Below are 23,719 nucleotides of genomic sequence, written 5' to 3'. Positions count from 1 at the left end.
TAACCCGTAACCCGTAACCCTTTCCCCCACGCGGTCTGGCTATTTAGGTGGAAAATCACCATCTAAATAGCTAGTAATCAGCTTAGTAAAGGGAATAGTTAGAAAAAGTCCATCTAATTCGTCCATATATAGTGAAAAAGAGGAGTAATAGCCCAAATAGGTTGCTTTTATCAAACTAAAGGCCCGAGAATCGCTAAATCGAGATGAATAGGTTGCCTTTTTCCGCTTAATGTTTCCTCATGAAGGTAAGCAGCGCAGGGGATAGTGTGTTTTGGGGGCGGATGCCTTACGTGAGCCGGGTGATTGTTAGATTAGGTGGAAAATCACCATCTAAATAGCCAGTAACCAGCTTAGTAAAGGGAATAGTTAGAAAAAGTCCATCTAATTCGTCCATATATAGTGAAAAAGAGGAGTAATAGCCCAAATAGGTTGCTTTTATCAAACTAAAGGCCCGAGAATCGCTACATCGAGATGAATAGGTTGCCTTTTTCCACATAATGTTTCCTCATGAAGGTAACCAGCGCGGGAGATAGTGTGTTTTGAGGGCGGATGCCTTACGTGAGCCGGGTGATTGTTAGATTAGGTGGAAAATCACCATCTAAATAGCCAGTAATCAGCTTAGTAAAGGGAATAGTTAGAAAAAGTCCATCTAATTCGTCCATATATAGGGAAAAAGAGGAGTAATAGGCCAAATAGGTTGCTTTTATCAAACTAAAGGCCCGAGAATCGCTAAATCGAGATGAATAGGTTGCCTTTTTCCGCATAATGTTTCCTCATGAAGGTAACCAGCGCGGGAGATAGTGTGTTTTGAGGGCGGATGCCTTACGTGAGCCGGGTGATTGTTATTTTGGCATAGCGCCAGCGTAATGCAATACCTCAAAGTTAGAATTACGCGCGCCAGCTGCTGCCCCTCAGTCAACCATCAATCAACGACCAACCGTCATCCGCCAACTATCCACTAACAATCAACGACTAACCATAATCCACCAACAATCAACCAACCAGCCGATCACTGCCAAGACACTAACTACTAAACCGTCATCCGCCAACTATCCACTAACAACCAACGACTAACTATAATCCAACAACGATCAGCCAACCAGCCGATCACCGCCAAGACGCTAACTACCAAACCATCATCCGCCAATCATCCACAACAACCAAGACTAACCATAATCCCCAACCAGCCGGCCAGCCAATTACCAGCCACGACTAACGACCAACCATCCATACCGACCAACGTCTAACCATACTCTTCCAACGATGAACTAACCAACCGGTGAGCCAATCACCCAACAAGCCACAAATAACTACTCACCGATGACCATCCACAACGACCAGCCAGCTAACGATCAACGATGATCATAAACCAGTTAACCATCGGCTAGTTAAAGTAATCCAGAACACTGTGTGCCAGCTCATAACGGACTACTCTTTCCTGATTGCCCCTGCTGGAGGGAATTAGCCAGCCTTTACCGCAAAGACTGCGCAGCGTCCGGACTGCGGTTTTGTAATCAATATCGAAATGCTGCTCAACGTCCCGGGGGCGGACACTTCCGGTCAGGCGGATAGCCAGGCGGATGGTCTCCTGCTCCATAAGCTGCAGACGTGAGGCGGGAGCATCGGCAGCCTGGTATCTGCCCAGGATCATCTGGAGCAAGGTCATACATAACTCGGGACGTTGTTCGACATCATCATAGGCAAAGGAGATGACGCGGTACCCCATCGCCTGCAAAAAGGTTTCGCGGTTGAGCTCATTACAGTATTTATTGCGGTCCATGTCACGCACATGGGAACCATAGCCCTTGATCTCGATGAGCAGCCTGATGTAGCCGGGAAGCCAGGCGAAGTCGGCAAAATAAGATCTGCCGCGCCAGTCTGTAACCTCATATTCAGGATGCAGCTTGGAGAAATCCCCCCTCAGCGGCCACCACACATTGCGCAGAAATAATATTTCCGCATGCTGATGTCCCCGTTCCAGCCGTCCCCGCCGTTCCCCGGAAGGCCGTTTGGCCAGATGTTCCCCGACAAATTGCCGGTGTGCGTCTTCAAATAGCAATAAGCTCACTCTCCCCGTAAAAATAGAAAACGTCCCGGCTTCCCCTAAGGGATTAAGCCGGGACGTTCTTCGTCTCGTTGCAGTCAGTATAAGCTAATTTGCAGCTTTTGGAAAGGATAAAGCTGATAAAAGCAGGTATTATTTGATGCCGAGCCTCATCCGGTAGCTAATCATGACCGGCAGAGTCCGGCCTTCGAAATAATCTTCCGCCGCAGCGGTGAATTCGGCGATACCTTCGTTGAGCAGGGTGGACCCCAGCTTAAGCACGCTCTGCAGCCCGCCCTGGCTCAGCATCAGACCAACGTAGCGCGCAGCGTCGCAGGTCTCGGTATTATGGAATACAACCTCCCGGGCGAAAGTAAAGTGGCCGCTGCTCTGAATCCGTGCCAGATGCCCTTCCTTATCCCATTTATGAGCACGTTCGTCCTCAGGCTGAAGCTCAGCCAGCAAGCTGTCGGCAGAGGTGATGAGCCGGTTGTATCTGTTCTCAATATCAGCCTGCAGCACCAGCGGCCAGTCACAGTCGTAAGCGGCAAAAACGCCGCCGGGGCGCAGACAGCGGGCGATCTCCTGCAGAGTGCCGGCCGGCTCCATCCAGTGAAAGGACTGGGAGCAGGTAATAATGTCGACACTGCCGGAATCAAACGGCAGCTGAGTGGAGTAGCCTTGCTGAAAAGACACAGACTGGATGCTGCTGTCTTGTCCCAGCTTCTCTGTTGCTTTACTGAGCATGTCGGGATTGGGCTCAATTCCGACTACAGAATCTGCGGCATCCTTCCAGAGGAAAGTGGATAAACCGGTTCCGCAGCCGATGTCAGCGACGGTTGAAGGCTTTCCGCCCAGATAATTGCTCAATAAGCTTACTATAATCGGCGGAGCCTCCGGGCGGAAACGGTCATATTCATTTTGAAAGCCTAAGAAGCGGTCAATATTCTGCTTGCTGTTGCCGGCAGGAATCATCAAATCCTCTCCCATCTGTAATACTAGATTGATTGCAGGCTGGTTAAGCAAAAGGGTCCCGGAAACTTATGGATAAAGATGGTTCAGACAGGATAAAAGCCCGGACTGACTGTTTGGGGCTGACCGTTAATATAGATACAGGTCAGCGCAGCAGCTCCGGATCAACCGCCGGTACAAGACCTTCAGCAGCTGCGCGGTTCAGGAGCGCCGAGATCGCGGCGTAACCCTCCTCGCCGAGCTCCATGGAGAACCCGTTCACATACAGGTCAATATGTGACTTGGCTACCTCAGGGGACAGCTCCTGGGCATGGCTGAGTACAAAGTCGCGGCAGCCGCTGTCAGCAGGGTGGTCCCAGGCGAACTGAAGCGAGCTTCTGATCCAGCCGGTAATGGCTTCGTCATCAAGATCACGGCGGGCAATGATTGCTCCCAGCGGGATCGGCAGGCCGGTATCCCCCTCCCACCAGCTGCCGAGATCAGTCAGCATGTTCAGGCCGTAGGAGCTGTAGGTGAAGCGCGCTTCATGAATGACCAGTCCGGCATCAATCTGCCCGTCCCGCACGGCGGGCATGATCTCGTCAAACGGCATGACGACAATCTCGCCGGGACCGCCCGGCACCTGCTGTGCGGCCCACAGACGGAACAGGAGATAAGCCGTGGAGCGCTCGCTTGGCACGGCGATCCGGCGGCCCGACAGATCCGCCGGACGGCGGATCTTACCCTGGCCGCCGGCGGTCAGCACAAGCGGCCCGCAGCCGCGGCCAAGCGCGCCGCCGCAGGGCAGCAGCTTGTAGCGGTCTAGCACCCAGGGGAGGGCGGCGTAGGAGATTTTGAGCACTTCGGGTCCGGCGCCGTCAGCAGCCAGCCCGTTAGTAATATCGATATCCGCAAAGGTCACGTTCAGCTTGGGTGCACCCGGCACCAGCCCGTGTGCCAGAGCGTAGAACACAAAGGTGTCGTTCGGGCATGGGGAAAAAGCAATGTTCAACTGATCTGTTGTTGCTGGCATTACAGCACCTCCAATAGTATAGCGGCGGCTGCCGCTAGCGCGTCCAGCGCTGCAGGGATTTGCCACGCGGCCCGGTCACGCGGGCCGACCGGGTTCGAGATCGCGCGCAGCTCAAGCGCTGCGATCCCGAACCGCTGGGCGGCCACGGCGACTCCGTGGCCTTCCATCGCTTCCGCGACGGCACCGGGATGCCGCGCGGCGAGGGCGGCGGCCGTCCCGGCGGTGCCGGTCGCCGTCGATACGGTCAGCACAGGACCTGTGCTGACCGGAAGGCCGGCCGCTGCAAGCGCGGCCGCAAGGGCCAAGGCCGTGCCGTGCGCCGCCGGCACGGTGTTGCTGCCGAAGCCGAGCTCGGCAGCGCTGCGGAAGCCCTCCGGCGTCTCGGCCCCGAGGTCGGCGGCAATCATCCCGCTGGCGACGGCCAGCGAGCCTACGGGTGCCAGCCCCGGAAACCCGCCGCCGATCCCGGCGCTGAGGACGCAGCCGTAGGTCCCGGCTGCCAGGGCAGCGGCCGTCCCGGCCGCCGCCGCGGCGGTGCCGGCGCCCGCCGCAATCACCTCGAACCTGGCGCTGCCGCCCAGGCCGCGCAGGACCGCTTCGCGCTCAGCCCCGACTGCCGTTACGATCAGCACGCGCGGAGCCGGGGCTTGTCCCGCCGCTGCCCGGCCTGCGGCAGTTAGGGACTGGGGTTGAGTATTATTTTCCACAAGAGAGGTCTCCTTCCATAGAAGAGAATAGGATGTATTTGCTTTCTATATGTAGTGTGTAATAATCCGGTTTAATCAGACACAGTAAGGGCGGGTTTCCCCGGTACTGTAACCCAAAGGATACGCCGTTTTGAAAGGGAGGTCAAACGGGCAGGTTTTATTTTGCCGCAGGCTGTTGACAATATAGAATATAGGGAGTATATTTATCTCAACTTAAAGATAATTAACTTAAAGACATATCAGAGGGACGGTTCATTCGCCGGAGTGACCGGACAGTATAGAGAGCGGAGGTGTGTAAGATGAGTGACTATAATGAACTTATAAGCCGAACAACCGGCAGTCCCGATCTGGATCAGGCGGCATCATTGAAGCTGTTCGTTGTGTTATCCAAAGCATATAAGAGCCTGATGGATCATGCGGTTAAGGATATGAAGAGCCACGGCCTGGCCTCGGCTGAATTCATGGTGCTGGAGGTACTCTACCACCGGACGCGGATTCCGCTGCAGCAGATCGGCGAGAAGATCCTCGTAACCAGCGGCAGTATTACCTATAATATCGACAAGCTGGAGAAGCGGGGATTGCTGAAGCGTGTACCTTGTGATGAAGACCGCCGTGTGACCTATGCTGAGATTACGGAGGCGGGCCGCGAGCTGTTCGATAACATTTTTCCTAAGCATGTGGCTTCGATCCACGGGCTGATGGGCGGGCTTAATGAGGATGAGAAGGGGCAGACGATCGATTTGCTTAAGAAGCTGGGTAAGGGCGTGTAGCATCTTTTAACAGATTATACGGTGCAGCACGCCGGCTGCCGCCTTATCCCTGACAGGCCAACCCGGACCAAGAGCTTGCTGGGCTTTGCCTGATCCACCGGGCGTTTAGTTAGAAGTTAGAGATAAAAATAGTCTAAGAAGGCTAAAAATTTTTGAACCATATCTTAATGTTAAGATAATTAAAAAGAAGAGAATGGAGCGTGTTTAATATGGTTAGTGTAGGATTATTGTTACTCAGATTGGTAATTGGTGTTGCTTTTATCGGGCATGGTGCGCAAAAGCTGTTCGGCTGGTTCGGAGGATACGGTCCCAAAGGAACGGGCGGCTGGATGGAATCCATTGGTATTAAACCGGGGGTTGCGATGGCAGTCACGGCTGGAATTATGGAGCTTGCTGGCGGGGTGCTGTTCGCAGCAGGACTGCTGACACCGGTGGCGGCGGTCCTGATTGCGGCTACAATGCTCGGGGCAATTATCAAGGTTCATGCTCCAAACGGCTTCTGGTCGACGGCTAACGGAATTGAGTTCCCGCTGACTGTTCTGGTTGTCGCAGTAGCTGTTGCCTTGACCGGACCCGGGTCGATTTCGCTGGATGCCCTCTTGTTCAACTAATCTATAAGGAGATGGAATAATGACACTTCAAACTGCAGGGATTCACCATATTACCGCTTTTGTCAGAGATGCGCAGCAAAATGCTGATTTCTATGCCGGCATTCTTGGGCTCAGACTTGTAAAAAAGACGATTAACTTTGATGTCCCGGAGGTCTACCATCTCTATTTCGGGGATGAGCAGGGTTCTCCGGGTACTATCATCACCTTCTTCCCTTGGGCAACCGGACGCAAAGGCAGAATCGGCGGCGGCCAGGTTGGAGTAACTACCTATGCTGTACCGGCCGGTTCACTGGGCTTCTGGGAGCAGCGGCTGGCTGACTACCGGATTCCGGTGACCAAGGTAACGCGGATTGCGGAATCGTACCTGTCGTTCGCGGATTATGACGGCCTGCGGATCGAGCTGGTGGAACGGGAGGCTGGTGCGCTCAGCGCCTGGTCATTCGGCGGAGTTCCTGCCGAGCATGCGATTAAGGGCTTTGGCGGAGCTGTTCTCTACAGCACAAACCCTGAACGGACAGCAGATACGCTGACCCGCACGCTTGGCCTTGAGCAGATTGCCGAGGGCGACGGGTATATCCGTTACCGTTCCTCAGCAGACATCGGCAATATTATTGATCTGAAAGGGACCCCGGTGCCGCAAGGCGGCGGCGGTACAGGTACCGTGCATCATATCGCCTGGCGTGCCAAGGATGATGCCGAGCAGCTTCAGTGGGGACATGTTGTGCAGAACCACGGCTATCAGCCGACTCCGGTGCAGGACCGCCAGTATTTTAACGCCATTTACTTCCGTGAGGAGGGCGGCATCCTGTTCGAGATTGCTACCGATCCTCCGGGCTTTGCCCGGGACGAGGATGCTGACAAGCTGGGTGAGAAGCTGATGCTGCCGGCGTGGTTTGAACCAAACCGTGCGGTAATTGAAGCGAAGCTGAGTCCATTCGAGATTCGTGAAGTGGAGGTGAACCGGGTATGATTCATGTTTTTAAAAAGGGTACAGATGCCAGCCGGCCGACTCTGGTATTATTCCATGGTACGGGAGGCAATGAGCACGATCTGCTTCCGCTGGCGGAGATGCTGTCTCCCGGCTCTTCGGTTCTGGGAATCCGGGGTAACGTACTGGAGAATGGCATGCCGCGTTACTTCCGCCGGCTCGCCGAAGGTGTGTTCGATGAGGAGGATCTCATCTTCCGCACTCATGAGGTGAAGCAGTTCCTGGACAGTGCAGCGGAGCAGTACGGCTTCGACAGCAGCAATCTCGTTGCCGTCGGCTACTCCAACGGAGCCAATATCGCAGGCAGCCTGCTGTTCCACTACGGGCCGGTTTTCCGCTCTGCGGTGCTGCTGCATCCGATGGTTCCGCTGCGGGGGCTTGACCTGCCATCTCTTGCAGATACTGCGGTCTTCATCGGTGCCGGCACGAATGACCCGCTGATCCGGGCTGAGGAGACAGAGGAGCTGGGGCAGCTGCTGCAGACCGCCGGAGCTGAGGTTGTTACCCATTGGGGCAATCAGGGGCACCGCCTGAGCACATCAGAGGTCGAAGCAGCCAGAAGCTGGCTTGGGCAGCAGGGCAAGTAAGCTTGGGCGCGCAGTCGGCTTGCAGAGAATATGGTGTTACAGTCAGGGATACCATTAGTATCAGCAGCAGGACCAGGGCTATCGGTTGTTCATATAGTAGTGACTAACACCAGTAACATGATTGCCTATAACACAACTGCCCGCGGGGCCGCCGACATGAGGGATTTGAAGCTCATGGGAGCTCCTGCGGGCGGTTTTTGTGTACTAATAAACATGGGCAGCCGCGCTGGATCATCCACTAACCGGGCTCAACCAGCCCCCTACCGGTGCGACCAAGGGGAATAATCCCACTAATGTAGCCCATGCGGCCCAACCTCGGCCCAGCCCCAGAAGCCCGATGCTTAACCGTACCCTGCGTTACTCAGCTGCTGTGGCGCAATCGCCGGGTAGCATTTTGCTCCAGACTCTGCTATGATTCTAATCGTAAATATTACTATTTAGGTAAAATCATATCCGGCTATAAGCATAAGGAGCACGACCTAACGTGAACAGCAGCAAAAAAAACAACAGCCAAGCCCGGCTGCCCCGGGCTAAGGGGCTTGATATGGCGAGTGTGTATACGCCAAAGGAATGCGCGCGGAAGGCAAAGCACATTGTGCTGAGCCGGCAGAACCGTACGATTGTGGATGAGTTCATTACGATCCTCGGCATGAAGGAGCGGTTCGCAGCGGCAGATGTGCCTCTGCCCAATAAGCTGGTGATGTTCGGCCCGCCCGGCACGGGCAAGACGCTGACTGCTTTTCACCTGGCCCGCCGGCTGGACCTGCCGCTTGTCCTGGTCCGTCTGGATACGGTAATTCACAGCCATTTGGGGGAGACGGCCAGCAATGTGCGGAAGGTTTTTGATTATGCTGCCGGGGTGCCGTGTGTACTGTTTCTTGATGAATTTGATGTGCTGGGACGGATGCGTGACTCCGGAGATGAGGTGAAGGAGATGGCGCGTGTCGTCAATACCCTGCTGCAATGCCTTGATGAGTTCGCAGGTGAGAGTGTATTTATTGCCGCAACCAATCTGGAGGAGGAGCTGGACCCGGCGGTCTGGCGGCGTTTTGACACAAGAATGACGTATTCGCCGCCGGATGAGGCGGGCAGGCTGGAATACACCAGACTACTGGTCGGCGGTGACCGGGAATCAGCCGGCCTGGTTGAGGAGACAGCGGAGCTGCTGGCCGGGTGCAGCTTTGCCGATATCGAGCAGATTGTGCTGAAGGCCAGACGTAAGGCCATTATAGCGGATATTGCGCTGGATTCCGGTCTGATTCGTGAAGCATTCGGTGAATACAATCTGGTCAGAGTGAAGTGAGTGTACAGGAGACTCCGGCAGGGTGCAGGCGAAGGCCCCTCGGGGTCTTTCTTTCTGAATATAAGAATGTATAAGCTCTACGTTATCAATAATCCTTATGTTTCCGCTTGATATTGATGCGCAGCAGGGCAAGGGCTGGTGCAGTTCCGCGAAAATAGCATTGAATACTCCGGCCCTCATCAGTTAGTATGAAGATTACTAAAAACAGGCCGTAAAGGCTGCTGCAGAAAGGTTGGCGTCACAGTAACATGATTAGAGAAAAAATGGATAGCCGCATGCTTGCGGCAGAAGGTCCCTCCCGCAGCCAGCGGCTGCAGCTGGCTGTTATTCTGGGCGCAATTGCTACAATCGGCCCGTTTGTCGATCGATATGTACCTGCCGGCGCTGCCGGAGCTTGCCCGGCATTTTGGCACCAGCGCTGCGCTGGTGCAGCTTAGTCTGACCTTCTTTCTGCTGGGACTGGCCTCAGGCCAGCTGGCAGCAGGACCGCTTAGCGATATGCACGGACGCCGGGGTCCGCTGCTGATCGGGATGCTGATTTATACGATAGCCTCCCTGCTATGTGCCTTCAGCCCGTCCATCGGGGTGCTGATTGTGCTTCGCTTTATCCAGGGGCTGGCGGGCTCTGTGGGCGTGGTTATCTCCCGCGCTGCGGTCCGCGATCTGTACAGCGGCCCAGAATTAACCAAGTTTTTTTCGCTCCTGATGATTGTAAACGGGCTGGGGCCGATCCTCGCCCCGATTATCGGCGGACAGCTGCTGAGAGTAACGAACTGGCAGGGCGTGTTCATTGTGCTGTTTGTAGCGGGCCTGCTTTTTTGCGCAATGATTGTACTGCGCCTGCCGGAGACGCTGCCTAAGGAACGCCGCGTAAAAAGCGGCCTGAAGGGCACGCTCCTGACCTTCCGCAGCTTGCTCCGCAACAAGCGGTTTATGGGCTATGCGCTGTCACAGAGCTTTGTAATGGCGGCGATGTTTGCCTATATTTCCGGCTCCTCCTTTGTGCTGCAAAATATGTTCGGGGTTTCTCCGCAGCTGTACAGCCTGATTTTTGCCGTGAACGGTCTCGGCATTATTGTTACCGGCCAGATTGCCGGCAGATTATCCGGAAGATACGGTGAGCGTAAGCTGCTTGCCGTCGGACTGCTGCTCTGTGCGCTGGGCGGAGTGCTGCTGCTGGCCGCTGTTCTCGCCGGAGCGGGCCTGTGGCCGATTCTGTTTTGTCTGCTGGCCGTTGTCGCAAGCGTCGGGATGATCAGTACGACAACCTTCTCGCTGGCTATGCAGGATCAGGCGGAGACGGCTGGCAGTGCATCAGCGCTGCTTGGACTGCTGCCGCTGCTGCTGGGCGGCTGTGTCGCACCGCTGGTCGGCCTTGGCGGCGAGGGAACGGCGGTTCCGATGGCTGTTGTGATTTCGGCAGCCGGTCTGCTGTCCGTTTTGTCCTACCTGCTGCTCTGCAGAGGCAGGGAAGGGGGACGCAGATGAGCCGTAAGGACTTTACCGTACTGCTGCTGCTGGCCTTTGCCTGGGGCGCATCATTCCTGTTTATGCGGATTGCCTCGCCTGAGCTGGGACCGGTGTTTACAACCGAGCTCCGCGTAGCGCTGGCAGCTGCGGCGCTGCTGCTGTATGCCAAGATAACCCGCAAGCAGCTGGCGCTGCTCCGGCACTGGAAGCCGTTCCTGCTGCTCGGCGCCTTGAATGCCGCATTGCCGTTCACGCTGATCTGTATGGCCGAGCTGGAGCTGAATGCTTCGCTGGCAGCCATTCTTAATGCCACTACCCCCATGTTTGCGGCGCTTGCCGCCTGGGGCATCAAGCATGAGAGACCCGGGCTGTCCAAATCCATCGGGCTGATTATAGGCCTGGCCGGCGTAGCGGTTCTGGTCGGCTGGAGTCCTGTTCCGCTTACCGGAACAACGCTGCTGTCCGTGCTCTATTCACTCGGTGCTGCGCTGGCTTACGGCTTCGGCGGCTTGTACGCTGCGCGCGCGGGCCGCGGGCTGGCTCCGCTGACGCTGGCAGCCGGCCAGCAGCTTGGAGCCGCCGTTGTACTGCTTCCGCTGGCAGTCATTTTTGCCCCGAAGCAGCTGCCTTCAGCCGCAGCCGTATACTCTGTCCTCGGGCTTTCCCTAATCTGCACAGCTGTGGCCTATCTCCTGTATTTTTACCTGATCCAGAGTGTAGGTGCGGTAAAGACCGTCAGCGTCACTTTTCTGGTGCCGGTATTCGGGCTGATGTGGGGCGCGCTTTTTCTGAATGAGCCTATCTATGTGAATACACTGGCAGGACTTGTGATTATTCTGCTGGGCGTGCTGCTGATTAACCGTAGACCCCGTCCGGCGGCAGCTCCGGGAGTAGAAAAACAGGTGTAGCAGGCTGCTCTGCCATCCCTCACTTTCAGCAAACTTTCAGCCCATTTTAACGTTACATTTTGCTAATGGGTATATATTGAATGGTGAAAGGGGGAACAGGATTGAATATTTCATCCGCAACGTCCACAGCTTCAACTTCCTACACCTCATCCAGCGCTACTGATACCAGCGCACTTGAGAAGCAAAAAGCGAAGCTGGAGGCCGAACTTGAAAAGGTCGAAGCCAGCAAGGACGATGAGAAGACGAAGGAAACCAAAACAAAGCAGCTCGAGCAGCAGATTAAGCAGATTGAAACGCAGATCGCCCAAAAGTCCAATAGCAGCGGTTCTTCTTCGGCGGCTCAAAGCGCACAGTCTGAAAAACCTGCAGACAACAATCTGTTGAAGGCTGCCAGCGCAGCACAGATTGCAACTGCGACAACCGACAGCGAAGGCAGATTCGATATCCGGGTCTGATCCTGCATCTGCACCACAGCAGCTATTCCAGAAAGAGGACATCCTTTGCCGTGAGGGAAGTCCTCTTTTTTGTGCGGCCGTACGCGAGCCTAACGTTCCTGTAATTGGTATAATGAAGGCAAGAAGAGGCTGTGGAAGGGTCCAATTCATTACATACGCGGCCGAAGTAACGCAGGAGGCACTTATGCATTCAATAAAACAGACACTGGAACGTTTCCGTATTGTACGGCTGCTTTTATATATTTACCGCATCAGGGCGGTAAGGGCGTTTTTTCCGCTGGCGATCATCGGGCTGGTCTATTGGGAGGGTCAGCATGAGCTGAAGCAGGTGCATCTTGGGCTTACCATCCGCGAGCTCCGGCATATGTCGGCTGGTGCAGTTGCAGCAATGATATCTGCCGCGCTGCTGTCGGTGGCTGTCATGAGCGCTTACGATTACTTGATCCGCCGTCATTTCCGCTTTCAGGTGGGGGCGTGGAGCATCTTCCGCTATGCGTGGATTGCCAATACCTTTAATAATCTGATCGGCTTCGCCGGAATCGCCGGCATCGGGCTGCGCACACTGCTCTATAAAAAAAGCGGAGTACCGGCTGCCTCCCTTACCCCGGCGCTCGTCTTTCTCTCTCCGCTGATGATAACCGGCCTGTCCCTGCTGTCCTGGGGAACTCTCAGCGGTCTGCTGCCTGCCGGAGGGCTGCTCCGCGAGCATGAGTGGCTGGTTTTTGCGGTATGGGGGATGGCGCTTTACCTGCCTTTTTTTGTGATGGTTCAGCGTTCCTCGCTGTTTGCGAAGTGGATTAACCGGGGAGGGGGCAGAACCCCGTGGATGACAGTATCGGTCTCGGTGGGGGCATCGCTGCTTGAATGGCTGACAGCCGGCATCACCTTCTGGGTGATCGGCAGCCAGATGCTTGGTGGTGCAGCATTCAGCGTGCTGTTCAGTATTTATGTTGTTGCTGCGGTAGCGGGGATTCTAAGCATGGCTCCGGGCGGTATCGGGGCGTTCGATCTGATTGCGCTGCTTGGACTTACCCAGCTCGGGCACAGCAGTGACCAGGCGATGGCGGTGCTTGTGATCTACAGGCTGTTCTATTACATCGTGCCCTGGCTGATCGGTCTTGTGCTGGCTGCACTCGAGCTTGGGCTGCAGAGCAGGCGGAGTGCCGGACGGGAAGGGGAGTTTGTTGAACCGGTCCTTAATATCTGGCAAAAAATCTGGGGCTGGCCCGGCCAATACACATTTCTGAGTGATCTTGGCGTCTGGGCGCTCGGCAAGCTGGTGCTGGCCAGCGGGCTTCTGCTGCTGCTGTCTGCGGCGACTCCCGAGCTGCTGTACCGGCTGAAGGTGACCGAAGAGCTGCTGTCGCTGCCCATTATGCGTATCTCCCATCATTTGTCCGTGCTGATCGGGTTTATGCTGATTCTGCTGTCAAGAGGCATCTCCCTGCGGGTCAGAAGAGCTTATATCTGGACAAGCGTACTGCTGTGCGGCGGGGCTGTGTTCGCATTTACCAAGGGTCTCGATTATGAGGAGGCTGTATTTCTGCTGGTGGTGGCCTTGATCCTGTGGATCTCCAGATCAAGATTCTACAGAATCGGCGTACCGGTCAACAATCAGAGCACGCTGCTGTGGCTGTTACTGACTTCCCTGATTGCGCTGGGCTATTCCTTGCTGGGAAGCTATGTCCACCGCGGGTTCATGAAGGTTCTGCCGGCCGGTATGCAGCCCGAATGGCTGCAGCAGCATGGCAACGCGGCCATTGCGGCTGCCGGGGGCCTTGTTCTATCCTGGCTGGCAGTAACCATGCTGTTCTTGCTGCGGCCGCAGCGGAGAGCGGAGGAGATACTGGGTGACAGGGACATGGAGCGTCTTACGCAATTCCTGGCAGGCACTACAGGCAATGCTTTGACCCATATGCTGTTTCTGGGTGACAAGCGCTTTTACTGGGCTGCTGGCGGTAAAGTCCTGCTTCCCTTTGCCCGTTCAAGGGACAAGCTTGTGGTGCTTGGTGATCCGCTTGGTCCAAGGAAACTGCTGAACGGGGCAATCAGCGAGTTCCGGAGGGCGGCGGACCTCTACGGGTTATCTGTTGTATTCTACCAGGCGACACCTGAGCTTCTGCCGGTCTATCATGAGCAGGGATACCGTTTTTTCAAGCTGGGTGAAGAGGCGGTGGTTCAGCTGGCGGACTTTACACTAAGCGGATCCAAAAACACAGGCCTGCGCAGTGTCTGCAACCGTTTTGGACGCGAAGGCTACAGCTTCGCTGTTATTGAAGCGCCGCTCAGCGGGGAACTGCTGCGTGAGCTAAGCTCTGTATCTGAGGAGTGGCTGGACGGGCGGAACGAGAAGGGATTCTCGCTCGGCTGGTTCAAGCGTTCCTATCTCCAGCTTGCTCCGGTGGCTGTGCTGCGCACGGCAGAGGGCAGGATTGCCGCCTTTGCCAGTGTTGCCCCGGGTTATGACGGGGGCCGCACCATTTCCATCGATCTGATGCGCCACCGCAAGGAGACTCCGAACGGTACGATGGACTATTTATTCGTCCAGCTGCTGGAGTGGGCTAAGGCACAGGGCTATACCCGGTTCAACCTCGGCAATGCCCCGCTGTCCAGCGTCGGCACGAATTCCGGGGCGCTGCGGGAGGAGAAGCTTGCCCGGCTTGTTTTTATACGGGGCGGACACTGGTACGGCTTCGCGGGACTGCGCAGGTATAAGGAGAAGTTCGGCCCGCAGTGGGAGCCGAGGTATCTGGCCTATCCGGCGCCCCTGATCCTGCCGGTGTTGACGCTGGATCTGGTCAGGCTGGTCTCCCGGCATCCGCAGGAGCCGGAGCGGATTGATGAGGAACTCCAAAGGAAATAAGGGAAAAAGGCGAAGCTGCGGGGAGTATATCCGGGCTTAGCCTTTTTTTTGTTTAGCAGCGAAATCCAGTTTTGTCCTCAGCTGTGGATAAGGTGTGTATAACTCTGAGGATAAGTAGCCGGCAGATGTTATGGGGTCCCGGTCAGCAGCTGGTGTGAGCGGAATTACCGGTAAAGCCGCAGAGTATACTGCCAGCGGCTATGCATCACCCAATATAAATGTTAAAATTAGGCTGTGAAAAAAGTTACGATATACAAGGACTCAGAGATCAAAATATCTATTCTATTTGTGCGCATTACACAAGGAACTTTAGCGCCTGGCCGGATGCCGCAGGGCCCGGTGTCACATCTAACTTCAATGCATTTTTCGCATCGGAATGATATAGGGAAGAGGGGCTGAATCAATGGATATGGCAGTTATGGATATTATCGAGAAACGCAAGTCGGTGCGTACCTATGAGACAACCCCGATCGGGGAAGACGTACATACATCCATTATGGAATATTTGCAGCAGGAAGAAAATATACGCGGTCCCTTTGGCGGGACCGCCGGCATTGAATGGATTTGGGCCAAGGCGGGGGGCGAGGACGGGAAGGCTGTCAAGCTGGGTGCCTATGGCGTCATCCAGAATCCGCAGGCCTATCTGGCAGGAGTAGTAAAGAATGAGCAGAAGGCGCTGCTGGAGTTCGGTTATATTTTTCATAAGCTGATCCTGTATGCTACCGGGCTTGGTCTGGGGACCTGCTGGATCGGCGGGACGTTCAGCCGTAAGTCGTTCGCACGCGAGCTGTCACTCCGGCCGGGGGAGATTATTCCCTGCATTACGCCGCTCGGCTACCCGCGTGAGAAGCAGCGGCTGCTGGATGCGACTATGCGTTATGTGGTCAAAGCCGACCAGAAAAAGCCGTGGCGGGATTTATTCTACGATTCCGGCTTCGGCAACCAGCTGGTGCCGGAAGCCGCCGGCAGGCTGGCTGCGGCGCTGGAGATGGTCCGGCTGGGCCCTTCGGCCTCCAATAAGCAGCCGTGGCGGATTGTGCTGTCCGAGAACCGGCTGCAGGTACATTTCTACCTGCAGCATACGCCCAATTACAGCGGAAACAAGCTGGGATTTGAAATGCAGCGGATCGATATCGGCATTGCCGCCTGCAATTTCGAGCTGGCCTGCCGGGAGCTGGGCATTCCGGGAACATGGACGGTGTATGACCCGCAGCTGGGTGCCATCGACCAGCATACTGAATATATGCTAAGCTACAAGCTCAGCTGATCCGGGAGATCCACCACAGCACAGCTACTGTAAGAACAACACAAGCCAGCGCCAGAGTATCTGCGGAACGCCAGTTCAGCGGATAGGAAGGTGTTCTGGCTTTTTTTGGGTCATAGCCCCGTGAATCAACAGCGGTAGCCAGCTCATCCCCCATACCGATGACCAGGATCAGAAGCGGTACAACCAGCATGCTGATCTGGCGCGGAGTCCAGCGTGTAAGACCGCGCTGCGGCTTGCCGCGTGATTTCAGTGCCAGCTGCAGCTGGCTGAGCTTGCCGAGAATCCACGGCACGAACTGCAGTGTGACTGACACGGCAAGGGACCAGCCGCGGGTGCGGATGCCCAGGCGCTTCAGCGGAGCAAGCGACCACTCCAGCGCCTCTCGCAGCGGTGCGCCGGTGGTTGTCTCCGTGAACAGAAAGCCGAGGGCGATCAGCAGCAGAAAGCGCAGCACGTTCAGCCCGCCGCGGACTATTCCCTCTGAGCTGAAGCCTAACGGTCCGAGTGTGAGGTCCGGTGAGCTCCAGTCCAAGGCGGACAGCAGCCATAGAAATAGGAACATTAGCAGAAAAGGACGGAAGAACCGTACGGTCCGGCTCCAGGGAACAGCCGCCGAGCCGGCCAATACAGCTGTCAGGGCGGATGCCAGCAGCAGCGGCAGCGGGCTGCTCATGCCCAGGACAACGAGTGAACCGAGCAGCATCCCCAGCCATTTAACACGGGGGTCCAGCTTCTGCCAGTACACTCCCCGGCGGGGTACGGCCGGGCTAGGAGTAGGAGTCCCCTCATGGGCGATATCCGGAATTGTCTGCAATTGGCCGGTCTCCGCTTGGGAAGCGCCGCAAGAAGCCTTGAGCGGAGACACGGGAAGGGCGTCTCCCGAAGGAGCGGCTAAAGGCAGCAGCTCCAGCTCTGCCAGCAGCGCATCAAGGCTGTCCGGCTGCCCGGACAGCAGCCCCTGCAGGCGTAGCCTGTTACCGATGCGCGAATAGGCTGGGGGTTCCAGCCCGGCAGCGCGGAGCAGCATGTGATCTGCTGCAAGCGGAGCCGGGGGGCCGTCATAATAGACGGACCCGCTGCGCATCACGACGGCTTTGTCGGCCAGCGGCAGCAGGCTGTCCAGATCATGGGTGCCGATAATCAGGGTGATGCCTTCGGCCCTCAATTGCTGTACCAGCCGCAGCAGCGACTGCGCAGCCTGCGGATCAAGTCCGGCAGTCGGCTCGTCGAGAATCAGCAGCTGCGGCCGGACAGCCAGGGCGGCAGCGATGCAGAGGCGCCGTTTCTCCCCGCCGCTGAGCAGAAAGGGTGACCGCCCGGCGAAGGTCTCGTAGGGCAGGCCGACTGTAGATAAGGCGCTGCGGACCCGTTCGGCCTGCTGGGCCTTCGGCACGCCATGCTGCTCCAGGCCGTATTCTATTTCTTTATGCACACTGCCGGCGAACAGCTGGGTTTCCGGCTGCTGGAATACTATAGCGGCTCTGGCGGCTGAGCCTGAATCTCCGGTATAAACAATCCTGCCCGCAGCAGGCTCGGCCAGTCCGGCCAGCAGCCGCAGCAGCGTCGACTTGCCGCTGCCCGTAACACCGCACAGGACGGTCAGCGTGCCGCCGGGAATCTCCAGGTCGACATTCTGAAGAGCTGCAGCGGCATCGTACAGGAACGATACATTCTCTGCCCTAACGCTCATAGCACTGCCTCCAAGTCCTGCTCGGACAGCGGGAGCCCGCTGAGGGGCCAGCCGCGTGACTGCAGCAGCTGTCCGATCCGGATCACCGGCGGAGGCTCCCAGCCCAGCTGCCCCGGGAGCCCTGAGCTGTAGAACAGGGTGCGGGGGTCTCCGTCAAAACGAACGGAGCCCTGCTCCATTACGGCAACCCTCGGGCTTTCTGCAAGCTCCTCCGGCCGCTGGGTAACCCACAGAATCGTTGTTCCCTGCCGCCACAGCTCCCGGGCCAGCGCCAAAATATGGATTCGGCCGGCAGGGTCCAGCATGGACGTCGCTTCATCAAAGATAATCATCTCCGCCTGCAGGGCAAGGCAGCAGGCGACGGCAAGCCGCTGCCGTTCTCCGCCGGAGAGTGTAGCGATATCTTCGTCTGCCTTATGGGCCAGCCCTGTCTGCTGCAGTACCCGGCGGATCTGTACATCCATCTCTTCCCTGCTCAGCCCCCGGTTTTCGAGGCCGAAGGCGACATCCTCGTAAGGTGTGGAGCCGATCGTTTGAGCTTCGGGGTTCTGGAATACCAGCTGAACATGCTGCTTGACTGCGGTGCGGTTCTCCCGAGAACGGAGATCGAGTCCGGCCACATGCAGGGTGCCTGCCGACGGGCTGTTCAGGCCGTTCAGCAGCCGCACAAGCGAGGATTTGCCGCAGCCGTTCGCCCCGGTGAGGGCAACCCATTCGCCGCGCCTGATATGTATAGAAATACTCTGTAATACCGGCAGCCTGCGCAGGCCGTCCCGGTATGAAAAGGTGATATTATGCGCTTTAATCATTGTTCAACCTGCTTCCCGGACATCCATTAGCCCGTAATTGCTCTTGATTATAACAAAAATATAAAGATTGATGTATTCGGACACGGATGTTATAGTTTTTCTTAAAAAATGGGGGTGCTACTGAAAGTGAATAAATGGACAACCCGCGGCCTGATCTTCAGCGCGTTATTCGCCGGAGTCATGATTGCGCTCAGCTTCATCAAGATCTATCTGCCTTTCTCGGCCGTGCCGATTACCCTGCAGACACTCGCGGTAATGCTGGCCGGAGCCGTGCTCGGAGCGCGCTACGGGACACTGGCTGTGCTTATCGTAATCGGCCTGGCTGCTGCCGGGTTCCCTGTCATGGGCGGCAGCGGCGGCATAGCAGTGCTGGTGGGGCCGACGGCAGGCTATATTTTCTCCTGGCCGGTTGCAGCCTTTCTTATTGGTCTATGCTCCCAGCGAATGCAGCAGAATAAATATACGTTTCCTAAGCTGATAATCGCTAACACCCTGTTCGGCGCACTGCTGGTCTATCCCGGAGGTGTCTGGTGGCTGGCCCATTCCACAGGAATGGATTCCCTGTCCAAAGCATTGACCGCAGGCATGTGGCCGTTTATCCCCGGAGATCTCGTCAAAGCAGTTCTCTGTGCGGGTGTTGTGACTGCCGTACGGCAGGTTTACCCCGTTGAACGTATTCTGAACAGTGATAACGGTGACTGGGCTGAAAGCGGTCATCCGCCGGTCAGCCGCTGAGCCGGCCAGAGCCAGAGCCAGAGCATTTTGTTCTTTTCCCGCCCAAAAAAAAGGCAGCCGTCCCCCGGACGGCTGCCTTTTCAGTATACATTCTTTCAATGGCTGTTCTGCGCATTCCCTTCTTCCTGTTCCGTATCCTCCTGATCCGGCAGCGCCCAGACAGATACGCTGCCGCCGTTTACCGGGAATACAGCCCAGCCGTCTTCACCAATGGTTACAGTCTCCCCGCGGTTGCGGGTGAAGTCCTCCCACACCTCTCCGGCCCGTTCTTCGCCGAGAAACATCCGCTTTTCCCCGTTATCGCCGTTAGAGATTACCACTGCACATCCTGATCCCGGCAGCTCCTCAACGCCCCTGCGTACCCAGCCGATCGTGTTGGGATGATCGAAATAATCATCCTGATCCCCGTAAGCCTTATGGTAACGGGTATACAAAAGGGGATCGATAGCCCCCTTCTTTCCTTGGGCAGGAACAGGGCCTCCTATTCCGTAATAATCCCCGTAGAATACGGCCGGATAACCGTCACGGCGGAGCAGGATGAGAGCATACGCGCTTTGCTTGAACCAGTCGCCGACCCAGGATTCCAGTGCCTCGTGGGGCTGTGAATCATGGTTATCTACAAATGTTACGGCATTGGCCGGATGAGTCTGCACCAGCGTATCCTCAAAAATCTTCGTCAAATCAAAGTCACGGCCCGCAAGCGCGGCGGAATACAGCTTATAATGCAGGGACACATCAAACAGGTCGATCTGATAGTCAACTGTATTGAGGAACTCGCGGCAGGCATCGAGATTCGAATTCCAGAACTCGCCGACAATATAAAAGTCCTCGCCGCGCTTTCTGGTCATTTCCTGGGCGAATTCCTTAATAAATTCATGGTTGATATGCTTGATGGCATCCAGCCGGTAGCCGCTGCACTGCAGGGTATCGACCAGCCATTTACCCCAGTCCAGCATCTCCTGCTTTACATCCTCATGGCTGTAGTCAATGTTTGCGAACATCAGATAATCATAGTTGCCGAATTCATCGTCTACATTCTGATTCCAGGCTTTATTGTCCCCGTTGATCCGGAATACGCCGGTCCGGCCTTCCCTGGCATCAAAGTCTGTGCCGTTAAAGTGGGTGTGATCCCATTTGAAGGCTGAATATTTCTCGCCGCGTCCCGGAAAAGTGAATTTCGTCCAGCCTTCGATTTCAAAAGGCTCGGAGATATCCTTGTTGCGGTCATTCGGATCAACCTCAATGACCTCAAATACTTCCGTTTCATCTGCACCGGCCTTGTGGTTCATGACAAGATCGACGTAAACCGCGATACCGTTCTTAAGGCACTCCGCAATGGCCTCCACCAGCTCCTGCTTCGTGCCGTATTTGGTGCGGACGGTCCCCTTCTGGTCAAATTCGCCCAGATCATAGAGATCGTATACCCCATATCCGGTATCCTCGCCGGAGACGGCCTTGGTTACAGGCGGTACCCAGACGGAATCAATATAGGCCGCCTTGATCTCAGGCGCCATTTCAGCGAGCCGCTTCCAGTGCTGCCCGTCTGCTTCAACATGCCATTCAAAAAACTGCATCATCGTATGGTTTCTTTTCATCTCTAATAACCTCCTAAATATGTAGGGCGGGGTATTCAGTTAAACAGGTCCAGCTGAAGCGGGGCTTGTCCACCTTCAATGCCCAGCATGGCCTGAAGCTCTTTAGCGTTCGGGGTAGCGTCACCGGCGGAATTGTTGTTGAAGACCACATACAGCTCACGGCAGCTTTTTTCGAGCTCCAGCAGGCGTTCGCGCCATTCCTGCAGCTCCTCTGTGCTGTAGCGGTACAGATAACGCAGCTTGCGCCAATCCGGATGGCTGCTCTGGTTCCAGCCCTGTACGTTACGGCCGTGCAGCCGGACATACGTGATATCCGGACTTGTAGCCACAGGTACGACCGGGATAGAGCCCGGGCCTGCCTGAGGCTCGTCAGCTATAGTATGAATCCAGCCTTCACGCTCCAGAAAGCTAAGCGTTCTATCGCGCATTTCCGGGCTGTACCAGGATTCATTGCGGAACTCAACCGCTGACGGAACATCCAGCATCCGTTCTTTGGCCTCGCGCAAAAAATCCACATTATCCTTGGTGCAGTCAAACCAGGGCGGGAACTGGAACAGTGCCATAGCCAGCTTGCCGGCCTCCCGCACAGGTGCGATAGAATGCTGGAAAGCATCATACATCTCACCGGTGGTATTATAATAATTTTTTTTGCCGCGCAGATGTCCGGTCATTCCCTGGTAAGCCTTAACGATAAATTGAAAGTTATCAGGAGTCTGTGAGGCCCATTTCACATAATTCCGGACCGGCTGTACCGCGTAAAAGGAGCTGTCAATTTCCACGATGGGAAAATGGGCGCAATAGGCCGGCAGCCGTTCGGCCGGTTTGATTTTGCCGTACAGCTCATCATGGTCACCGAAGCCGGTTAGCCCGATCTTAATCATCGCATTACCTCCTTGTGGCGGTTATATAGAGAGGGTTAAGGGAATTAACTATTTCTTATTAAACGTAAACCCTCCCGCTGCAAACAAGCAGAGTTAATTAACGGCTGTAATGAAGACAGCATGCAAGCCTAAAGCGGTTGCAGCCTGCCGGTGCCTGGTATATCGCTATGGGAGCTGTTATCGCCAAAAGTATGCATGGATATACTTTGCCGCCTGGACATTGTTCAGCCTGCAGGTGTGGTGTAGATGACGCGAAGAGCCCCGTTCCAGCTGGAACGGGGCTCTTCGGCATGAAGCACAGCGATAATCTTAAGGGGTAAAGTGGGTAATGGCTGTCCCGCTGGACATGTGAACAGCGTTGCGCCCGTTGCGCTTGGAGGTATACAGGGCATGATCGGCCTCGGAGAGCAGCTCCTCCAGGGATACATTCAGCCGGAAGGCTTCTACTACACCGAAGCTGGCTGTTACGTTAACCGGCCCGGATACGGTATACATCGGGCTGCGTTCCACATCGCTGCGGATCTCCTCGGACATTGCTGCAGCCTGCTCCAGCGGAGTATGAGGAAGGCACATTACGAATTCTTCGCCCCCGTAGCGCCCGAATACATCCCCCTCGCGGACATGCTTTGCGCATACGCCGACAACATGCTGGAGCGCCATATCCCCGTACTGGTGGCCGTAGCGGTCATTGATGCTTTTGAAGAAGTCGATATCAAGCAAAATGATGGAGAGCGGAGTCAGGCTGTTCAGTGCCTCATCCAGCAGCTCCCGGCTCAGTTCCATAAAGTGAGTACGGTTGTAGATTCCGGTCAGGCTGTCGACTGTGGCGAGCAGCTGCAGCTTTTCCTGAAGCAGGGTTCTTTCGGTCACGTCAATCAGCATAATCATCCGCCCGGCCACACTGCCGTCTTTTTTGAGTACCGGAGAAGAGCGGACCTGATAATACCAGGTGCTCCCGCTTATGTTCCAGGCCAGCTCCCGTTCCCCGCTCAAGAGCGGATCGGCGTTCATGACGTAATCGACGGCCTCTTTGCCTGCCGGCAGAAAGAGCTGGGCTAATGGACGTCCGATGGCAGAGGAATCAAGGCCCTCCAGCATCCCGGCGGCAGCGCGGTTATAGTCAATCAGCATATCGGAGCGGTCAGTGACCAGCACCCCGTCGCGCATGCTCTCAAACAGATTCTCACGGGCAATGGGAGCCGCAGTCAGCATACCTCTGGACAGGATAGCCCAGAAATACAGGGTTGAGGTCACGCTCATAATAACGGGTACAGGGTCCATGCCGTAAGGGGTTTTGTCTATCAGATAGAGGAAGGCCCCAAGGGCAGGAAGAAACTGCCCGATAAAGATGGTGATTATCTGCCGCCTGTAGACCCGCTTCATCCGGTTCCATTGCCAGAGGATCAGCAGCATTCCGGCAAGCATACAGCCGAAGGTCATACTGCCCTGAACGATATACCAGGGGCCCATTACAATGTCAATCAGCGGCGTGGGTGCATTTTCGCGGAATATCATTGATTTGTAGAACAAATGATGATACTCATTGGTCCATACCAGCAGCGCGGAAATAGCGGGGACGGAATAGAGCAGGGCCAGCAGCGGTTTTTTAACCAGACGCTCCAGTCCGACAAAATGCATAATCATGATCAGGCTGCAGGGGGCAATAAAGGGCATTCCCAGATACTCCACCTTGATCCAGAAGCCGATCTCCTGCATGGTGTTACCCGATAGCTCCAGTGCGAAGCCGAACGTGTACACCGCTGAAAAAAACGAGCTGCAGATAAAAGCCCTGATTCCGGCAAAATCCGTCTTCTTATAGTAAGCAAATAGCGCAAGGAGCGCATTCAGCACCCCTGAAATAGATACAACAACAATATAACTTGATATTAAAGTCCCCATGCGTTGCGCCTCCACACAGAGCAGGTGTCAACTGCACGAATTGCCAAGGCAAGCCGCGGGCCGTTTAAATAAGAATTAAGCATCGGCATATAATCTCCTGTTTTGAAAGGATATAAATAAATAGTATCACAGTTTTTGCCGGATAACATTCGG

General features: G+C 55.7%; 19 protein-coding genes and 1 pseudogene. 11 read left to right on the top strand and 9 right to left on the bottom strand.

Going from position 1 to position 23,719, the window contains the following annotated elements; genetic code table 11:
- Window positions 1-1,384 precede the first annotated feature (1,384 nt).
- From BN3772_RS22975 to BN3772_RS22960, 4 genes are all read right to left on the bottom strand, one after another.
- Window positions 1,385-2,068: a DUF559 domain-containing protein gene (locus BN3772_RS22975; protein WP_341872590.1), complete on the bottom strand. Its 684-nt coding sequence runs from the start codon at window positions 2,066-2,068 to the stop codon at window positions 1,385-1,387.
- 129 nt (window positions 2,069-2,197) lie between these two features.
- Entirely contained in the window at window positions 2,198-3,019 is an 822-nt protein-coding gene (locus tag BN3772_RS22970; RefSeq protein WP_042202502.1) for a class I SAM-dependent methyltransferase, read from the bottom strand.
- A 142-nt stretch (window positions 3,020-3,161) separates the two neighbouring features.
- Window positions 3,162-4,007 carry a 1,4-dihydroxy-6-naphtoate synthase gene (locus BN3772_RS22965; protein ID WP_042202531.1) on the bottom strand — a complete coding sequence of 282 codons (846 nt, stop codon included), beginning with the start codon at window positions 4,005-4,007 and terminating at the stop codon, window positions 3,162-3,164.
- Between the two features lie 20 nt (window positions 4,008-4,027).
- Window positions 4,028-4,735, bottom strand: a complete 708-nt coding sequence (locus BN3772_RS22960) for a futalosine hydrolase (protein WP_042202500.1) — start codon at window positions 4,733-4,735, stop codon at window positions 4,028-4,030.
- Window positions 4,736-5,034: 299 nt separating this feature from the next.
- Here BN3772_RS22960 and BN3772_RS22955 point away from each other — a divergent pair, with 299 nt between their 5' ends.
- The 10 genes and pseudogenes from BN3772_RS22955 to BN3772_RS22910 all read left to right on the top strand — a co-directional run bounded on the left by BN3772_RS22955 (window position 5,035) and on the right by BN3772_RS22910 (window position 15,957).
- On the top strand, window positions 5,035-5,505 hold the full coding sequence (locus BN3772_RS22955) for a MarR family winged helix-turn-helix transcriptional regulator (protein WP_042181529.1): 471 nt from the start codon (window positions 5,035-5,037) through the stop codon (window positions 5,503-5,505).
- Between the two features lie 209 nt (window positions 5,506-5,714).
- The gene (locus BN3772_RS22950) at window positions 5,715-6,116 is read left to right on the top strand and encodes a DoxX family protein (RefSeq protein WP_042202499.1); all 402 of its coding nucleotides are present in this window, start codon (window positions 5,715-5,717) and stop codon (window positions 6,114-6,116) included.
- 19 nt (window positions 6,117-6,135) lie between these two features.
- On the top strand, window positions 6,136-7,086 hold the full coding sequence (locus BN3772_RS22945; protein WP_042202497.1) for a ring-cleaving dioxygenase: 951 nt from the start codon (window positions 6,136-6,138) through the stop codon (window positions 7,084-7,086).
- A complete protein-coding gene (locus tag BN3772_RS22940; protein ID WP_042202496.1) occupies window positions 7,083-7,691 on the top strand; it encodes an alpha/beta hydrolase in 609 nt (202 codons plus the stop codon). Before BN3772_RS22945 ends, BN3772_RS22940 begins: the two co-directional genes overlap by 4 nt.
- A gap of 484 nt (window positions 7,692-8,175) precedes the next feature.
- Window positions 8,176-8,994 (top strand): AAA family ATPase, encoded by an 819-nt coding sequence (locus tag BN3772_RS22935; RefSeq protein ID WP_042202495.1) that lies wholly within the window; start codon window positions 8,176-8,178, stop codon window positions 8,992-8,994.
- A gap of 275 nt (window positions 8,995-9,269) precedes the next feature.
- Window positions 9,270-10,482: pseudogene (locus BN3772_RS22930) on the top strand (Bcr/CflA family multidrug efflux MFS transporter).
- Window positions 10,479-11,372, top strand: coding sequence for a DMT family transporter (locus BN3772_RS22925; protein WP_042202493.1), 894 nt, complete (start codon window positions 10,479-10,481; stop codon window positions 11,370-11,372). Before BN3772_RS22930 ends, BN3772_RS22925 begins: the two are co-directional and overlap by 4 nt.
- 101 nt (window positions 11,373-11,473) lie before the next feature.
- Window positions 11,474-11,827, top strand: a complete 354-nt coding sequence (locus BN3772_RS22920) for a FlxA-like family protein (RefSeq protein WP_042202492.1) — start codon at window positions 11,474-11,476, stop codon at window positions 11,825-11,827.
- A 184-nt stretch (window positions 11,828-12,011) separates the two neighbouring features.
- Window positions 12,012-14,690: a bifunctional lysylphosphatidylglycerol flippase/synthetase MprF gene (gene mprF, locus BN3772_RS22915; RefSeq protein ID WP_042202489.1), complete on the top strand. Its 2,679-nt coding sequence runs from the start codon at window positions 12,012-12,014 to the stop codon at window positions 14,688-14,690.
- Window positions 14,691-15,093: 403 nt separating this feature from the next.
- Window positions 15,094-15,957, top strand: a complete 864-nt coding sequence (locus tag BN3772_RS22910) for a nitroreductase family protein (protein WP_042202488.1) — start codon at window positions 15,094-15,096, stop codon at window positions 15,955-15,957.
- Here BN3772_RS22910 and BN3772_RS22905 read toward each other — a convergent pair.
- Complete coding sequence (locus tag BN3772_RS22905; RefSeq protein WP_052380657.1) at window positions 15,950-17,647, bottom strand: ATP-binding cassette domain-containing protein; 1,698 nt, start codon at window positions 17,645-17,647, stop codon at window positions 15,950-15,952. The genes BN3772_RS22910 and BN3772_RS22905 overlap by 8 nt on opposite strands.
- Window positions 17,644-18,456 carry an ATP-binding cassette domain-containing protein gene (locus BN3772_RS22900; RefSeq protein ID WP_042202486.1) on the bottom strand — a complete coding sequence of 271 codons (813 nt, stop codon included), beginning with the start codon at window positions 18,454-18,456 and terminating at the stop codon, window positions 17,644-17,646. The genes BN3772_RS22905 and BN3772_RS22900 overlap by 4 nt, the downstream gene beginning before the upstream one ends.
- Window positions 18,457-18,582: 126 nt before the next feature.
- Between BN3772_RS22900 and BN3772_RS22895 the strand changes: the two genes are divergently transcribed.
- Entirely contained in the window at window positions 18,583-19,191 is a 609-nt protein-coding gene (locus BN3772_RS22895; RefSeq protein WP_052380656.1) for a biotin transporter BioY, read from the top strand.
- 95 nt (window positions 19,192-19,286) lie between these two features.
- Here the strand turns inward: BN3772_RS22895 and BN3772_RS22890 are convergent, their stop codons facing one another.
- The 3 genes from BN3772_RS22890 to BN3772_RS22880 form a co-directional block, all read right to left on the bottom strand.
- Window positions 19,287-20,786 (bottom strand): alpha-amylase, encoded by a 1,500-nt coding sequence (locus BN3772_RS22890; protein WP_042202482.1) that lies wholly within the window; start codon window positions 20,784-20,786, stop codon window positions 19,287-19,289.
- 35 nt (window positions 20,787-20,821) lie between these two features.
- Window positions 20,822-21,667 (bottom strand): DUF72 domain-containing protein, encoded by an 846-nt coding sequence (locus BN3772_RS22885; RefSeq protein WP_042202480.1) that lies wholly within the window; start codon window positions 21,665-21,667, stop codon window positions 20,822-20,824.
- A 309-nt stretch (window positions 21,668-21,976) separates the two neighbouring features.
- Entirely contained in the window at window positions 21,977-23,566 is a 1,590-nt protein-coding gene (locus BN3772_RS22880) for a histidine kinase N-terminal 7TM domain-containing diguanylate cyclase (RefSeq protein WP_042202478.1), read from the bottom strand.
- Window positions 23,567-23,719 lie beyond the last annotated feature (153 nt).

This window comes from Paenibacillus camerounensis, from assembly GCF_000723885.1.
Lineage (GTDB): Bacteria > Bacillota > Bacilli > Paenibacillales > Paenibacillaceae > Paenibacillus_AQ > Paenibacillus_AQ camerounensis.
The sequence above is the reverse complement of the archived record's forward strand: the minus strand, read 5'-3'. Positions and strand labels throughout refer to the sequence as shown.

Bases quoted from the DNA above. Each gene is read 5' to 3' on its own strand.
- BN3772_RS22970 (WP_042202502.1), bottom strand. From the start codon at position 3,019: ATGATTCCTGCCGGCAACAGCAAGCAGAATATTGACCGCTTCTTAGGC.
- BN3772_RS22955 (WP_042181529.1), top strand. From the start codon at position 5,035: ATGAGTGACTATAATGAACTTATAAGCCGAACAACCGGCAGTCCCGAT.
- BN3772_RS22950 (WP_042202499.1), top strand. From the start codon at position 5,715: ATGGTTAGTGTAGGATTATTGTTACTCAGATTGGTAATTGGTGTTGCT.
- BN3772_RS22945 (WP_042202497.1), top strand. From the start codon at position 6,136: ATGACACTTCAAACTGCAGGGATTCACCATATTACCGCTTTTGTCAGA.
- BN3772_RS22940 (WP_042202496.1), top strand. From the start codon at position 7,083: ATGATTCATGTTTTTAAAAAGGGTACAGATGCCAGCCGGCCGACTCTG.
- BN3772_RS22925 (WP_042202493.1), top strand. From the start codon at position 10,479: ATGAGCCGTAAGGACTTTACCGTACTGCTGCTGCTGGCCTTTGCCTGG.
- mprF (WP_042202489.1), top strand. From the start codon at position 12,012: ATGCATTCAATAAAACAGACACTGGAACGTTTCCGTATTGTACGGCTG.
- BN3772_RS22910 (WP_042202488.1), top strand. From the start codon at position 15,094: ATGGATATGGCAGTTATGGATATTATCGAGAAACGCAAGTCGGTGCGT.
- BN3772_RS22905 (WP_052380657.1), bottom strand. From the start codon at position 17,647: ATGAGCGTTAGGGCAGAGAATGTATCGTTCCTGTACGATGCCGCTGCA.
- BN3772_RS22900 (WP_042202486.1), bottom strand. From the start codon at position 18,456: ATGATTAAAGCGCATAATATCACCTTTTCATACCGGGACGGCCTGCGC.
- BN3772_RS22890 (WP_042202482.1), bottom strand. From the start codon at position 20,786: ATGAAAAGAAACCATACGATGATGCAGTTTTTTGAATGGCATGTTGAA.
- BN3772_RS22885 (WP_042202480.1), bottom strand. From the start codon at position 21,667: ATGATTAAGATCGGGCTAACCGGCTTCGGTGACCATGATGAGCTGTAC.
- BN3772_RS22880 (WP_042202478.1), bottom strand. From the start codon at position 23,566: ATGGGGACTTTAATATCAAGTTATATTGTTGTTGTATCTATTTCAGGG.